This is a genomic window from Microcoleus sp. N9_A1, from assembly GCF_036701795.1.
Classification (GTDB): Bacteria; Cyanobacteriota; Cyanobacteriia; order Cyanobacteriales; family Microcoleaceae; genus Microcoleus.
In genome coordinates this window covers 55,589-70,990 of sequence record NZ_JAUBRI010000036.1, presented here as the reverse complement: position 1 = coordinate 70,990, position 15,402 = coordinate 55,589, and the positions used below count along the sequence as shown (strand labels likewise).

General features: G+C 43.8%; 14 protein-coding genes. 4 read left to right on the top strand and 10 right to left on the bottom strand.

The features are described 5' to 3' along the window. The first annotated feature begins 91 nt into the window (after positions 1 to 91). Complete coding sequence (gene thiL / locus QUA58_RS17700) at positions 92 to 1,087, top strand: thiamine-phosphate kinase (protein ID WP_333395088.1); 996 nt, start codon at positions 92 to 94, stop codon at positions 1,085 to 1,087. 105 nt (positions 1,088 to 1,192) lie between these two features. On the opposite strand, the gene QUA58_RS17695 is transcribed toward thiL, so the two are convergent. Next, complete coding sequence (locus QUA58_RS17695) at positions 1,193 to 1,807, bottom strand: hypothetical protein (RefSeq protein ID WP_333395086.1); 615 nt, start codon at positions 1,805 to 1,807, stop codon at positions 1,193 to 1,195. 144 nt (positions 1,808 to 1,951) lie between these two features. On the opposite strand from QUA58_RS17695, the gene QUA58_RS17690 reads away from it, so the two are divergent. Continuing rightward, complete coding sequence (locus tag QUA58_RS17690; protein WP_333395084.1) at positions 1,952 to 2,377, top strand: transposase; 426 nt, start codon at positions 1,952 to 1,954, stop codon at positions 2,375 to 2,377. 157 nt (positions 2,378 to 2,534) lie between these two features. Here QUA58_RS17690 and QUA58_RS17685 read toward each other — a convergent pair whose 3' ends face one another. After that, positions 2,535 to 3,245, bottom strand: a complete 711-nt coding sequence (locus QUA58_RS17685) for an IS1 family transposase (RefSeq protein ID WP_333395083.1) — start codon at positions 3,243 to 3,245, stop codon at positions 2,535 to 2,537. A gap of 55 nt (positions 3,246 to 3,300) precedes the next feature. On the opposite strand from QUA58_RS17685, the gene QUA58_RS17680 reads away from it, so the two are divergent. After that, positions 3,301 to 3,723 (top strand): transposase, encoded by a 423-nt coding sequence (locus tag QUA58_RS17680; RefSeq protein ID WP_333395082.1) that lies wholly within the window; start codon positions 3,301 to 3,303, stop codon positions 3,721 to 3,723. 432 nt (positions 3,724 to 4,155) lie between these two features. On the opposite strand, the gene QUA58_RS17675 is transcribed toward QUA58_RS17680, so the two are convergent. The 8 genes from QUA58_RS17675 to QUA58_RS17640 all read right to left on the bottom strand — a co-directional run bounded on the left by QUA58_RS17675 (position 4,156) and on the right by QUA58_RS17640 (position 13,367). Beyond that, a complete protein-coding gene (locus QUA58_RS17675) occupies positions 4,156 to 4,977 on the bottom strand; it encodes a hypothetical protein (protein ID WP_333395081.1) in 822 nt (273 codons plus the stop codon). Then, on the bottom strand, positions 4,964 to 5,299 hold the full coding sequence (locus QUA58_RS17670) for a hypothetical protein (protein WP_333395079.1): 336 nt from the start codon (positions 5,297 to 5,299) through the stop codon (positions 4,964 to 4,966). Before QUA58_RS17670 ends, QUA58_RS17675 begins: the two co-directional genes overlap by 14 nt. Positions 5,300 to 5,447: 148 nt before the next feature. After that, positions 5,448 to 6,272: an Rpn family recombination-promoting nuclease/putative transposase gene (locus tag QUA58_RS17665; RefSeq protein ID WP_333395077.1), complete on the bottom strand. Its 825-nt coding sequence runs from the start codon at positions 6,270 to 6,272 to the stop codon at positions 5,448 to 5,450. Between the two features lie 25 nt (positions 6,273 to 6,297). Next, complete coding sequence (locus tag QUA58_RS17660; protein WP_333395076.1) at positions 6,298 to 9,036, bottom strand: CHAT domain-containing protein; 2,739 nt, start codon at positions 9,034 to 9,036, stop codon at positions 6,298 to 6,300. Between the two features lie 555 nt (positions 9,037 to 9,591). Further along, on the bottom strand, positions 9,592 to 10,614 hold the full coding sequence (locus QUA58_RS17655; protein WP_333395074.1) for a hypothetical protein: 1,023 nt from the start codon (positions 10,612 to 10,614) through the stop codon (positions 9,592 to 9,594). A 236-nt stretch (positions 10,615 to 10,850) separates the two neighbouring features. Further along, the gene (locus QUA58_RS17650) at positions 10,851 to 11,411 is read right to left on the bottom strand and encodes a Uma2 family endonuclease (RefSeq protein WP_333253523.1); all 561 of its coding nucleotides are present in this window, start codon (positions 11,409 to 11,411) and stop codon (positions 10,851 to 10,853) included. 184 nt (positions 11,412 to 11,595) lie between these two features. Continuing rightward, entirely contained in the window at positions 11,596 to 12,786 is a 1,191-nt protein-coding gene (locus QUA58_RS17645; RefSeq protein ID WP_333395072.1) for a cysteine desulfurase family protein, read from the bottom strand. A 176-nt stretch (positions 12,787 to 12,962) separates the two neighbouring features. After that, positions 12,963 to 13,367, bottom strand: a complete 405-nt coding sequence (locus QUA58_RS17640; protein WP_333253518.1) for a DUF7682 family zinc-binding protein — start codon at positions 13,365 to 13,367, stop codon at positions 12,963 to 12,965. Between the two features lie 191 nt (positions 13,368 to 13,558). Here QUA58_RS17640 and QUA58_RS17635 point away from each other — a divergent pair, with 191 nt between their 5' ends. Further along, positions 13,559 to 15,223, top strand: a complete 1,665-nt coding sequence (locus QUA58_RS17635) for a DUF655 domain-containing protein (protein ID WP_333395071.1) — start codon at positions 13,559 to 13,561, stop codon at positions 15,221 to 15,223. The last annotated feature ends 179 nt before the right edge of the window (positions 15,224 to 15,402 follow it).

The window sequence follows — 15,402 nt, the reverse complement described above, 5'->3', positions numbered from 1 at the left end:
ATGTGTCCTATTTTATGACACTTTGTGCACTCTGCTTACTTTTTTTTCTGTGCTACCCCTACTTATTGAGCCGATACAAATTCTCTATACTATGCTGATTAAAGATATCGGAGAACAAGGTCTTTTAAGAATACTACAAAAATTCTGCCCCGCCGAAATTGTGGGAGATGATTGTGCGGTACTTCCGACAAATCCTGACCAATCTCTGGCGGTGACGACGGATATGTTGGTGGATGGTGTGCATTTTAGCGATCGCACCACAGGCCCTTATTACGCAGGCTGGCGCGCCGCAGCGGCGAATTTGTCGGATCTCGCGGCAATGGGAGCAACCCCTCTGGCGGTGACGGTAGCCCTGGCTGTGGCGGCGGATACGGCTGTGGATTGGGTGGAAGAGTTTTATCGGGGGATGACGGCTTGTTTGGAAGTTTATCATACGCCGATCGCCGGTGGGGATGTGGTGCGATCGCCCGTGGTGACAGTTGCGATTACGGCTTTTGGACAAGTTGAGTGCGATCGTACCATCTGTCGGTCTAATGCGCGATCAAATTGGGCGATTGTGGCGACTGGCGTGCACGGAGCCTCCCGCGCGGGATTAGAATTGTTGTTGAATCCAGAATTTGGGATCAATCTGGAAAAGGGCGATCGAACTTCCTTAATTCTCGCTCATCAGCGGCCTAAACCGCGACTGGATGTTTTGCCGATTGTTTGGGAAATTTTAGATGCTGCGGGTGAATTTTCCATCGCCGGAATGGATAGCAGCGACGGTTTAGCAGATGCGATTGTGCAAGTTTGTCGGGCTAGCGGTGTGGGTGCAAAAGTCGATCGCGCCACAATACCAATTCCTCCTATTTTAAGGGAAATCGTATCAACCGAAACAGCTTTAGATTGGGCGTTGTACGGCGGCGAAGATTTTGAGTTAGTGTTGTTTTTGCCGATCGCCCATGCTAAGCTATTGGTCGATCGAATTGGTGATGGTGCTGCGATCGTGGGAATCACTACCGAAAGCAGGGATATTTTGTTGAGTGATAGCAGCGGTATTTTTCCTGATGTTGGCTTAAAGATCGATCGAGGATTTCAACACTTCTAAATTCTCTCTTATTTCTTATCTCTTAGTCCGCGAAGGCGGACATCGTTTGTGTAGACGCGGTTTCAACCGCCGAGTCTCTCTTTCTGAGTTTGTATAGACGCGGTTTCAACCGCCGAGTCTTTCTTCTGCCGCTTCCTGTGCAATATCATTAACTGGTGGACGTTGGGAATCGTGCAATCTCCGAGGTTCAGACTTGCGCCGAAACCATCTCAAATGATTAATCTTCCACGCACCATTAATCCAGCCCATCAATCCAGAAACCAGAATTACAACCAAAAGACTCAACAACAGACTAGCTACAGCCGGATGAAGCACATCCCCTTTTTGAGGTATTCTGAACACTAGGGGTGTCTGGATATAATTTGAAACCGCAGACACCACAAGGCCTCCAGCCCCTAATCCAGTACCCCATATTTGAATAGTTCTTTCTAAAGAGCGATCGATTTCTGCTTGTTCGATATCCACAATCCCCGCTACCAAATCCACCGCAATCTTAATCAAATCAGTACCATGTTTAAAATAGCCTAAATCCCCCTGAATTTGTCGTTGAAAATACGGACAATTTTTCTCAATAAAAAAAATAAATGCGCTCAATTTATCCGTTGTTGGAAATTGCCATTTATAAGAAATCTCAGACAGCTTTTCCTGATAATTGTAAACATGAATATTAATCGTATTATTAAAATCTTCGAGATATTCTAACGCTCTTTCATAATTCAAACTTTCTCCAAGTAACTCTTTTAGTTTGATTTTGAGAGACTGTAGTTTAGACTAACCAAAGATGAGAACGGTGGCAAAAGAAGAACTAGAGCCACCGCGCCAGGAGAGAATGAGGGTGAAAAAGAAAACCTATCCACTCCTTAAATGAACAGTGAACGATTAAAGGACTTTCGTCAAGCAGCATACGATTTATTAGTGAAAGCCAAGGATGCAACATTCGAGCTGATGGATGCAGTAATGACAACAAGGAATGCGGCTTGTTTGGCGGAATTTTCGCTCAATCCATTATTCAATCGTCACAGGCGTTGCGTCTATGAAGCGTTACAAGACTGTAGACCAGACCGAAAAAAACTGATGCTGCTGTATCTGGAGCAATTACAGAAAGAAGCACCCCCAACGGAACACATATTAGTGGCAATCGACCACACTGCATGGGTCCGACGAGATGCCAAAACGTTAAAAGACAGAACTCATGAATATCAGAGGGGCGTAACTGTTGGACAGGGATACAGTACAATTGCCTGGATACCTGAAGCACTCTTGAAGTTGGGCATTACCCCTACTTCATGAAAGAATTAGTAGCGGGTCTTCACCCATACTTCAAGCAGCTTCCCAACTCAAACTTGTCTGTGAACAGAGCGTCAACCCAGTTTTAGCAGTTTTATAGAGAGAATATGGCAATGCAACCTGGGTAGGTAGTCCTGCATAGCAAGGAAAATTAAGGGTTTTAATTGATAGATAAACTGGCGTTATACTCATGAATAAAATACCAAATAGCCCCAATATGATTGGAGAGTTTTTTGGAGAATGAAAGAGTTTTTCTCACCAATCTAGATATTCTTTGTCTCATCGTATTATTAAATCTTTCTATATAGTTTGTCAGGCCAGTCTCCTTTCCTACTGCCTTGTATCTTTTTTGAGAAAAAACTGTTCCGTAGGCACTCCAAAAGTCTGTATAACTTACGGCACATTGACGATAAACTGGTGGTAAAGAATCCCACAATCCTTGAGCTCCAGCTTGATCTCTTTTGCCAATATATACTCCTACAATTTCTTTAGTTGAGGCATCAATTGCCAGCCAAATCCACTGCTTATTATCCTTATTGCCTACAAATGACCACATTTCATCACATTGAATTGTTAGCTTCCCTTTCTTTTTTGACTTGACTTCTACTTCTCTTTTTACAGCTCCTAATTTTTTATTAACATAGTATTGTAACCACCGTTCCGAAACCCCAGTCGCCCTCACAATCCCAGCCAGAGATATCTTTTCTAATAAAAGTCGATCTATCAACTTTTTTGTTGCTGATGAAATCGGTTGATGTCTGGGACTCATAACAAATTGTCTTCCACAATCTCGACATTTAAAATTTTGTTTGCCGGAGCGACTGCGACCATTTTTCAAGATGTATTCAGAGTTGCACTTGGGACAGTTCATAAGCTAAAAGTCAAGGTAGGTTAAAAGAATAAAATTATAACACATTTTCCTTGCTATGCAGGACTACCCCTGGGTATTAGCACAAGCAGATATTCAAGCTGATTGCTTAATGAGAGTCCGAAAGAATGCCTGCTTATGGTCAGCACCACCGGCCTATAGTGGTCGCGGTAGACCACGGAAACATGGGCAAAAAATGAGACTCAATGACCCAACCACATGGCTCGAAGCTGATACTGCGATTGAAATTGACGAACATCCAGATTTGGGAAAAGTCCGAGTCAGACAATGGATTGACTTGCATTTTTATCGCGCCCCTGGACAAAAAGTCAATTTAATCCTGGTGGAAAGAATGAAGCCCATGTCAAACGGTCAGCCGTTTCCACCCTTATGGTTGGCTTGGGTTGGAGAACGAACTCTCCCTAAGCGAAACAGTCTGGTTCAAATATTTACGACGTTTTGGAGTGGATCATTGGTATAGGTTTGCCAAGCAACGATTGCATTGGACATTGCCTAACTTGAGAACTCCTGAACAATGTGAACGTTGGAGTGATTTAATGCCATTGATGAGTTGGCAACTCTGGCTGGCACAAGATTTAGTAATCGAGAATAGACTCCCTTGGCAATCTGCTAGTACCAATTTAACTCCTGGACGTGTTGCCCAATCAATGTTTTCGCTTTTAGTTGACATTGGTACTCCAACAAAAATGCCTAAACATAGGGGAAAATCCCCCGGTTGGGAAAAAGGAAAGGTACGTACCAATGCCCCGTGCTATCCCACTGTCAAAAAACGGGTTTCTCGACGCAAAAAGTCTTCAAGATTAGCTGTTTAATCTTCTACTTTTTAAGTTTTTGAGCAACAGCTTGCCTGACATTCAAAGGTGGCTACTTTTAGCTGCGCTCATTTTTTAGTCTAAACTACAGTGAGAGAGGTTAAAGACTCATCTATATCGACATTTTCCGGGCAAGCAACATCATTGTTCGATTCAAAATCATCGATTTTTGTTTGTAAGCTAGCGATTGTCCCCTCAATTTCTACATATAGTTTCTTAAGTAAATCATAATTGCTGCGGCTATCCAGAAAAGCTTTAGTGATTTTATGGCGGTAATAAAACAGTTCAAACAAAGGTTGAATAATTTGCCCTAATTTGTCCTCAATATCATCATCAATCAGATAAACAAAGACTTGCAGTTGACTTTTTATCGAACTATACTCAAAAATTGGAGAACCCAGTAACTCAGTATCGCGGTAAAAAGGTGGACGCACAGATGCTTCGGGGAACAGATTCTTTAAACATTCATCTGCAACTTCGCGGATGGAATGTTTGGTTGGATGTGAATAAGTTTGTAATTTGTAGGTAATAAAAATAGTCTGTCCTAGCCAATCTTGATAATTATCAGGAATTAGGAGATTATTTTGATTAAATTGTAATTCTGTAATTTCTAGGTTTTTATTTTCATCCTTTTCTGGGCTGCCAATTCTCGCTAAAATACCTTCGCTATCCTCCAGAAGGCAAAACTTAAAAGAACCATCAATTTTATTGGAATGCGAGAATTTTTTGACTTTAGTGAGGGGATAACCGAGGTTGGCTTGGGAAAAAATTATCTCTTTTTCTGGGCTAAAATGTTGCCAGATACTATTAGCCCAAGTCCAGATTGAGTTAGCTTCGGTTTTGCTTTCCTGGCTGAGTTGGTAGCTGTAGATGTAGATTTGGGGATGGTCAATTTTTAGCATCGGCTTTGTCAATGCGTTTTTTCAAGCTTGCTTCTAGCTTTTTGATATCGGGATAGGTATTGACGATTGTTTCATAACCGGGCGTGGCTTCTGCTTCTACATCATCGAGATTTTTTCTGACCAGATTTTTGATTGCATCTCTAACATCTTTAAATTGTTGGTAGAGTGTATTTATAGCATCTTCTACAGTATCATTATCAGCACCAGATTCTGCTAAAGGGAGGACTTCGGCGAGCAATCTTTCGATGAAAGGGGGAGTCAAAATTGCCGGGGCGGTGGTAATGGCGTTATAGATTTGGGACAAAATATCGACTTCGTTCATAATTTTACCTCACAAATGGATGTTGTTTGAATGAGCAATTAGGCAAGTGTCACACTTTGATCGACTTGTAAGGTGCGTCAGTCTTAGGTTGGTCGAAAAATCAGGGTTTTCGCAACTGACGCACCCTACTAATTTTAGCGTAGTTTGGTTAATTTTGCTCGGCTTGTTCAGCTTGTTCTTTTTGAGATTCGGCGATAGTCGCTGTTACTTCAGTTAGAGGTAAGTCTAAGAATGTAGCAATATCTTCTGTAGCTACTCCCCGACTAAACATTCTGAGAATAGCAGCTTTTTCTCGCTGTTTAGCTTCTGCTTGTCCTTCTGCAAAAACATCTTGATAAAATCGGGTTTGTTTTAAGTCAGTTAGGCTAAACATGGCGGCAACTTCCTCTCTGGTTTTTTGGGGTAATTTGTAAACAATGATGGTTTCTAGTAAGTTGATGAAGTTTTTTCTGGCTGTGGTATCCGATATTTCGGTTTCGGCTTGTCTGGCTAAATCTATGGCAAAGTTTTCGGCGGTGTTGTCTGGTTCGATTACCAGTTTAATCAATTTTATGGGTAGAGATGCTGTTTCTGATGCACTTAGTTCATTGATGTAAATACGGGTGATTTTTGGGAGGGCGAGCATTTCCTGAAAGTGGATGTTGCTTTGTCTTTCGGTTTGCCGATTTGGGTAGATGACTACCAATTGCCAAGGGTGCGGCGGTTGGTATTGTTTGAGATAGATGAATAGTTCGGCAAAGAGACGGTAGTAGAGAGTTGTATCTGGTTGAAATTGGACTTCTACAACGTAGAATGGTAGTTGATGATCGGGAATAATTGGTAGAAATAAACCGTCTAGGCGAAAAGCTAATTGTTTGACTTCTTGGGATGTAAATTGGTATTGGTTGGCACTCTCGGCGGGTATGCCCAGAAGGGCAAAGAATACAAAGGGGAATTCTTGGAAGATGTTGTAAAATATGCTATCGGTTTTCATCGATTAAACTAAATCTTTCCTTGGATTATAATCCAATCGCACAAAACGCTCCCCAATGATAAACATCGCCATAGGGTTGTTCGTCATCATTGTAGCCTTTTAATTCCTTGAGGATCGGTTTTTTTCTATCGGCCTCGAAACTGTCCGATTCCTGCACCCGTGATAGCAAATCGGAAGTCGCGGCAGACTTAAACCAGCGCTGGGTATCGTGGAGGGCTTTACCGATGCTAACTCCTGGTTTGAGCAATTCATAGAATTTTACCATGATCAAGGCGGTGGAGAGGTCGTTGACAGCCCAAAGACTGGCTAGGGTTCCCATTGCACCGGCGTGGATAAATCCTGTCGGTAATCCAATATAATCGGAGCGATTGTTGGTGTCAATTAGCGCGGTTTCGCAGGCGGAAAGCACGACTAAGCGGCAATATTTGAATTGCAGTAACAAGATGTCTGCTAATGTTAGGCATTTGTTAATGTCCGCTGTTTTGCCGTCGCGCCATTCCACGTAACGATTCGATTCATCTAAATCCGATCCCGCCCTCGACTGGGAATCTCCGCCGATGATGCCGCCAGACAAGATTAAAAACGATTTTAGCGGATCGTCGGGATTGAAGGAGCCGTGACAGGAAAAGTGCGCGCAGTGGGCATTTTCTAACTGTTCTAGATACTTTTCTAGGAGATTTGTTTTACTCGCTTCATCGCCGGGGAGAATTTGACTGAGCGCGAATTTTGGGGCGATGCTGGCGACTTCTAAATCGGTGTAGCGCAGATCGGAGGTGGGGTTTTGCAGGGCGAGGAGTTGGTCAAAATTTGGGTGGATGGTAATCTGTTGCAGGAGTTGGCAACTGGGGGCGTATTGAATGCCTTCGAGGAATCTATCTAATAAGAATTCGCCGTCACTTAGGGGTAGGGCGTGGAGGGGGAACAGGTGCAGCAACCAGTGGGGAATTAGGATTAAGCGCGTACTTGATGGCGGCAGAATTGTGGTGATTTGGAGGATGTCTGCGAGGCGCTGGAGATAGGTAGCAAGTTGCTTTTGCCCGTGGGTTTTGCTTACTATGTAGTTTGCCCGGTATTCAGCAACTAAATCGGTTAATTCATCCCATTGACGGTGGCGGTGCACTGTCAGCACGTCGGGGTATGTGAGGACAAAGGTGATGATTTCTTCGTTGGTGATGTACCACTCAATGAGGGTGGTGTTTGGGGTGAGGAGTTGGGTAATTTCGCTGAAGGTGATGGGTGCTAGGGTTTTGGAGATTTCCTGTTTTTGGGCGATTACTTCTGCAAGGTTGCGGGCTTTGTTGACTTCGGCATATTCTAGTGCTTCTTCGTTGCTTTTGCGATCGAGACATACTTGCACCATGCCTTTGTAGAGTCTATCCCACTGCAAGTCGTGTTTTTGCTTGGTTTCATTTTGCGATTCCAACTTCCGCAGTTTGGTGGCTCCGATTATGGCATTTTTAAAGGTATCGTAGGCACTTTGGAGAGTTGCTGCTTTTTGGTTTGTGTCTGCTGGTTTTTCTCGGTTGATGTGGTCTAGTTTGGTCAGATCAGGCAAACCCAGGTTATTTGCGGCTCTGACTATGGCTTTTTTAAAGGTATCGTAGGCAGTTTGGAGAGTTGCTGCTTTTTGGTTGGTGTCTTCTGATTTTTCTCGGTTGATGTAGTTTAGTTTGTCAAGATAAGCCCAGCCCAGGTTATTTAATGTTGATACATTATTGAACGGGAAATCCTCAAGGGTACGAACAGTTAAAGCAGTCTCATAAAAGGCGATCGCCCGTTCCAGATTTTCAGCCAGGGAACCGTTTATCCTGTTGTTGTAAGCAATAGCTAGGTTATTTTGAGTCGTTGCCCATTTTTCAGGGAAATCCTCAAGGGTATAAACAGTTAAAGCAGCCTCATAAAAGGTGATCGCCCGTTCCAGATTTTCGGCCTGCGAATCTTTGATTCTGTTTCTGTAGGCTTCTCCTAGGTTATGTTGAGTCATTGCCCAATCTTCAGGAAAAGCCTTACGGGTACGAACAGTTAAAGCAGCGTCAAAAAAGCCGATCGCCCGTTCCAGATTTTCGGCCCGGGAACCGTTTATTCTTTCACCGTAGGCAATAGCTAGGTTATTTTGAGTCATTGCCCATTTTTCAGGGAAATCCTCAAGGGTACGAACAATTAAAGCAGCGTCAAAAAAGGCGATCGCCCGTTCCAGATTTTCGGCCCGGGAACCGTTTATCCTTTCACTGTAAGCATTAGCTAGGTTATTTTGAGTCGTTGCCCAATATTCAGGGAAATCCTTAAGGGTATAGACAGTTAAAGCTGCGTCATAAAACTCGATCGCCCGTTCCAGATTTTCGGCCCGCGAATCTTGGATTCTGTTTTTGTAAGCAATAGCTAGGTTATTTTGAGTTCCAGCAAACTCTTTGCTTCCCGGTTGCCGATTATTTAAAACTATTTGAAAACCAGTAATTGCAATTTCAATATTATTCGCTATACTGCCAAGGGTAAATTGATGAATATGAGCACTTAATTTTTCAATGATGGCGACAATTGACTCAATTGCTTCTGGATTTTCGCCGGCAATTAACCTCTGGGCTACTTGTTGTAAAGTCTCGGCAAAACGGGCATTAAGCAGATGTTGCCGCCCGGCCAGCATCGGATAAATTACTTTAATATCGCTATTACTAGCTTGTTCTGCTTGTAATAATTCTAGGATAAAGTTTGCATACTCTTGGGAATATTCACCTTCTGATTGAAGTCGATCGCGGTTTTCTTCCATTGTGGGGAGTTCTGAATAACACCAGCTTTTATTTTATCATGGTTGTGCGCCGTAGCGATAAACCGGGTTTTTGCGAAGATATTCGATGAGATGCGAAGATATCGGAAAAAACCCGGTTTCTGAGATTGTGCAAAAGTGCGATAGACCGTTTTTTGAATTTTCCAACAACGGCGCTCGATCGTTGCTAAATCTGCAATAATTCAATGCTATTATCCGCGCCACAATTCCCACGTTCAGCCACGAGTCCGCCGGGGGTTGAAAACCCCCGTCTCATAGCGTAAGTCCTCTAAAAGAGGACTGAAGCATCTATTTTTTAATCAAAATTCTCATAATTTTATTCAGTCGGTTTCAACCGACTTGCGCTATGAGACGGGGATTTAAATCCCCGGCGGGCTTGAGGACAAATTGATCGATTCTAGGGGGCGAAACAACCTGTAAACCAATTTTACTACAAGTTAGTCAATAGCGATAAACCGGGTTTTTGCGAAGATATTCGATGAGATGGGAAGATATCGGAAAAAACCCGGTTTCTGAGATTGTTAAAGCAGCCTCACATTAGGCATTAGCCAGCTTCTTTTGAATCATTGCCCAATATTCAGGGAAATCCTCACGGGTATATACTGTTAAAGCAGCCTCATAAAACGATCGCGCTTTTTCGATATTTTCATCCCGCGAACCGTTGATTCTGTCATTATGGGCATTACCTAGGTTATATTGAATCATTGCCCAATCTTCAGGAAACTGTTCGGGGTTACGAACAGTTAAAGCAGCCTCAAAAAATGCGATCGCGCGATCAATATTTTCGGCCCGCGAACCGTTGATTCTGTTGGCGTAAGCAGCAGCTAGGTTGTTTTGAGCCATTCCCCAATCTTCCGGGAAAGCCTCAAGGGTGTAGACTGTTAAAGCAGCGCCATAAAGGGCGATCGCCATTTCCACATTTTCCGCCCGCGAACCCTTTATTCTGCTAATATAGGCAGCAGCTAAATTGTTTTGAGTTTGAGCAAATTTTTGGCTTCCCGGTTGCCGATTATTCAAAACAATCTGATAAGCAGCAATGGCAATTTCAATATTATTCGCTCTATTCCCACCCGAAAAATTGCTAATATTAATGGTCAAGTCTTCCACCAGGCTGACCATTGACTCAATGGTTTGGGCATTTTCGCCAGCAATTAACCTCTGCAATACTTGCTCTAAAATCCCAGGAAAACTGTCATTGAGGAGATGTTGTCGTTCAGCTAGCATGGGGTGAATTACTGCTGCATTGCTAGTGCTAGCATCTTCTGCTTGCAATAATTCTAGGATAAAGTTTGCATACTCTTGGGGATTTTCACCTTCGGAGTTATCGCCATCGTTGATATCGATTAATTGTAATAGCTGACTAATCAGATTTCGCAGGAAGCGAGCACCGTTTTCTCCTCCTTGCTGTGCCATTTTTTCTGCTACCAACTCGCAAGTTTCCAGAAATTCGACATCCAACAATTCTATATTATCTTGCAATATCTGCGGTTCCGATCCGCTGGGGCAATTCAGCAGGGTGTGAATTAGTTCTAGGTAGGCTTGGGCGCGGTTTTCTTCCATTGTGGGGAGTTGTGAATAATATCGGGATTTATTTTATCATGGTTGTGCGTGTGGCGAGAAACCGGGTTTTTGCGAAGATATTCGATTAGATGCGAAGATATCTGAAAAAACCCGGTTTCTGAGATTCTGCGTGTGGCGAGAAACCGGGTTTTTGCAAAGATATTCGATTAGTGGGGAAGATATTGGAAAAAACCCGGTTTCTGAGATTGTGCAGGGGTAGTAATTATTCAAAATCTCTAGACAAATAATGTGGCTACCGACACGCTAAAACCGGGTAACAAAGGACTGGTTAAATTATCTTCTTTAAATAAAGTCATCGCTAATTTCAAAATTCCGCTTTCCCGACGGTAAATTTCTACTTTTTGCTGTATGCGGTCAAATATCCAATATTCGCGCACGCCTTGAACTGAATATAATTTTAGCTTGGATTGGCGATCGCGCTTTTCATTCTCTTCACCGGGAGACATCACCTCTACCACCAACTCCGGTGCACCCGCCAAATGTCCGGCTTCATCTAATATCTGTGCTAAACATTCATAGCTTACCCAAACTACATCAGGAATAACATTATCACTATCCGTGAAAATAAGACCCGGTACCTGGACAGCTTTACCTAACTTCGTCTGTCTTGACCAAATAGTTAATTCAACACAAACATTGTTAGCAACGTCTTGATGTTCCCAGTGAGGTGCTCTTGTCACAACCAATTCTCCTTCGATTATTTCGTAACGGTTGCCGTTATCGGGTAAGGATTCTAAATCAGCGCTTGTCCAGCGAACTTTTTCTGTGGTTGACATAGCTTTGACTCCGCTCTGTTCTATTTTAATTATATACGAGTCTTTTCATAATTTGACCGCAGATGTTGGCGGATGTAGGATGGACGCAGATGAATCATGGGTTGGCCGCGAGAAACCGGGTTTTTGTGACAATCTTTGGTGAAAGGCGAAGATATCGGAAAAAACCCGGCTTTTGAGATTGTTTCTAATGCCTACACAATTCTACCTTGGGCATTAATCTATCTAAGATTTGCTCGATCGCAATTACCGTCCAATCAATATCAGCTTCCGTCGTTTCGCGTCCCAGTGTCAAGCGAATTCCACCAACCGCGCCACTTTCGTCATATCCCATTGCCAATAATATCGGACTGGGTGTTAGTTTGCCGCTGCTACAAGCCGCACCGGAACTAATGCCAATTCCGGCTAAATTTAGCTGTCTCACCAGAGTTTTGCCTGTGATTCTCTCTGTATCTCTCTTTTGGTAAGGGCGACAGGATGGGGAGACAATGCAAAAACTGGTGTGGTGCGGCAGTCGGTAATATCGATCGCCCGTGGGGACTAAACTGGGTATGTGGGATAATTGGTCAAAAAGTCGATCGCGCAATCCAATCAACCTCGGCGTTTCCACATCCATTTCCTGCAAAGCCAACTCTGCCGCCACTCCAAAACCGACGATTGCGGGCAATGCTTGCGTCCCTGAACGCAGTTTCAACTCTTGTCCGCCCCCGCCGAACATTGGCACCAATTCGAGTCCTGGACGCACGTACAGCGCGCCTGCACCTTGCGGCCCGTAAAGTTTGTGACTGGAAAGCGAAAGCAAGTCTACGGGGAGTTTCTGCACGTCAATCGGTAGTTTGCCGGCAACTTGAACTGCATCGGTGTGAAACAGGATATTGCGATCGCGCGCAATTTGTCCTAAAGTCTCTATTGGTTGCAGTGTACCAACTTCGCTTTGTCCGTAGATGATCGAAATCAGCACTGTGTGCGATCGCAGTGATTCTTGCAAATCCAAAGGATGAATTCGCCCGTACTTATCGACTGGTAATCGCGTTATTTCCCATCCCAATTCTTCGAGTTGTCGCGCCGTTTCTGATACTGCCGAATGCTCTACACTGGAAATAATGATATGCTGGGGTTTTGTATAAAGACGCGCAACTCCCATAATTGCTAAATTGTCCGCTTCAGTGCCGCCCGAAGTAAAAATCATCGATTCCGGTAGCGCATTAATCAAGCTAGCAACCTGCATTCTGGCTAATTCTAAAGCAGTTGCCGCCCTTTGTCCCCACTCGTGCAAACTAGAAGGATTTCCCCACTGTTGAGTGAGAGCTTTTTGCATGGCTTCAATTGCTTCTGGGCGTGTAGGTGTCGTCGCGCTATAGTCGAGGTAAATTTGCATGGCTTTAATTAATGATGAACTAATAATGAATGAATGACTACCTAATGAATAAGGCACTTATCCTAAAGGCATTAATGATTATTGACTAATGACTCATGATTGTTAAATTATGACTGATAACAACTGCCAAATGCCAACTGTCAACTGTCAACTGTCAACTGTCAACTGTCAACTGTCTAATGACTTCCTGGTTTACAAACGTTGTACTCTTCGTGGGACAAAACTTTTTGGGGAATTAAGTAAGTGCCGCAATCTTCACAAAGCATTCTGTAGTTGCGTGTTACAGGAATACTCACAATCCAACGGTTGTGACGCAGACGTTTGCCTCCGAAATCTCTGTAATTCTTATTTTCCCCCAAAGCTGCTATAATAGCGCGAGCTTTAGTAACTACGTGGTCTGGCAGACCTCTGAGATCGATCGCATCTCTAGCAAATGATGCTTCCCTCTCTTGTTTTTTGGTTTGTTTTTCTGCCAGCATTTCAACATATTGCTGCTGCGCCATCAACTCTTGCGTGCAGCGATGGCACGCTTTACCATATCCTTTGTGACCGCAATTAAAAATTGTTTTTCTTTTAGCCATAAAGCAGCAGTATCGGGTTTGACCCACGCCCCTGAATGCTGCTACCCTACCAGTGATGCTTCCGGCATCGAGGCAGTTCTACAAGACGTAAAATCTATTCCCTTTCATAAATTTTATAGGTTCTAAGTTTACTTTATCGAGTATGTTTGAATTGTGGGTAAGCCTATAACCTCAATAATTTTTTAAATTTTGTGACTGTATTTGATGATAATTTACTCGGTTTGTGTTGTGCTGGACTGCTGGCGATCGCTCTGGCGGCCTGCGGACAAGCCAAGCAGGAGGTGCAGAATTTGCCTCCGAGTCTGCCTCCGCTGCCTCAAGACGCCTTGTTGCAAGTATACTTCAATCAGTCCCTCACTTCTAATTATACAGAGCCTTATCGCGCGCAAACTAGACCTGGGGATGATTTAGAAAAGTTGGTCGCCGAGGCCGTAGCAAGTGCTGGATCGACCGTAGATGTGGCGGTTCAGGAGTTTCGCTTGCCCGGTATTGCGCGACAAATGGCCGATCGCGCGCGATCGGGAATTAAAGTCAGATTAATTGTCGAACATCTGTACAATCGTCCTTGGAGCGATTATACAGCCCAGGAGTTAGCGAAGTTACCCGATCGAGAGCGCGATCGCTACAGCGAATTTTTGCAACTCGCCGATACCAATAAAGACGGCAAATTAAGCCCGGAAGAAATCAAGCAAAATGATGCTTTTGTAATTCTCAAAGATGCCGGAATTCCTGTAATTGATGATACTGCTGATGGAAGTAAAGGCAGCGGTTTGATGCACCACAAATTTGTAGTAATTGACGGTAAAATAGTTATAGTAACTTCTGCTAATTTTACAACTAGCGATATCCACGGCGATTTCAAAACAGCAGCCAGTCGCGGCAATGCCAACAATTTACTAAAAATTGCCAGCCCTAAATTAGCGCAACTATTTACTCAAGAATTTAACATTATGTGGGGTGACGGGCCCGGAGGGAAACCGGATAGCAAATTTGGCATCAAAAAGCCGTTTCGCCCAGTCCAAAAAGTAAGAGTAGGGAATTCGACAGTTGCAGTGCAATTTTCACCTACGAGTGCGATTTTGCCTTGGGAAAAAAGCGTTAACAGTTTGATTAACAAAAACTTGGGCAGTGCGAAAAAGTCGGTTAATTTGGCACTGTTTGTATTTTCCGCCCAACGGTTGTCAAATACTCTAGAACTTGAATCTAGGCGCGGTGTGGCGGTGCGAGCTTTGATTGACTCAAATTTCATTTATCGCCCTTACAGCGAAGGTTTAGACATGATGGGGGCGACTTTGATGCCAGATTGCGGCGCGTTAGAAGCGGACAATCGCCCGTGGAGAAAGCCGCTGACTACGGTGGGGGTGCCGCTGTTGCCAATGGGCGATCGCCTGCACCACAAATTCGGTGTGATCGACGGAAATACGGTGCTTACAGGCTCTCACAACTGGAGTGAGGCTGCCAATCACGGGAATGATGAGACGCTATTGGCGATCGACAGCCCGGTAATTGGGGCCCATTTTGACCGGGAGTTCGATCGGCTTTACAAAGGTGCAATCTTGGGAATTCCCGCCCGAATTAAACAGAGAATTGACGCTAAGAAAAAAGAGTGCGAATCAGTGCAAGCAGCATCAAAATTTTCCGATGCTAAACCTCAAATTTCTGGCAAAAAGTTAGTTAATTTGAATAGCGCAACTCAGGAAGAATTAGAAACTTTGCCAGGAGTAGGCCCGAAGCTAGCCCAGAAAATTATTGCAGCGCGGGAAAAACAGCCTTTTCAGTCTTGGGAGGATGTGGAAAACTTGCCAGGAGTCGGAAACAAAACAGTAGACAAGTGGCGCGATTTAGTCGCATTTTAAACACTAGAAAAGATTGCAAAAATACCTAGGACGGGCAAGATGCCCATCCCACAATTTTTTTACATTAGGGGAAAATTTTTTAGGACGGGCAAGATGCCCATCCCACAATTTTTTTTTCTTGTGGGATGGGCTTCTAGCCTGTCCCAAAATTTGATGCAAATAACTTCTACAATCTTGTC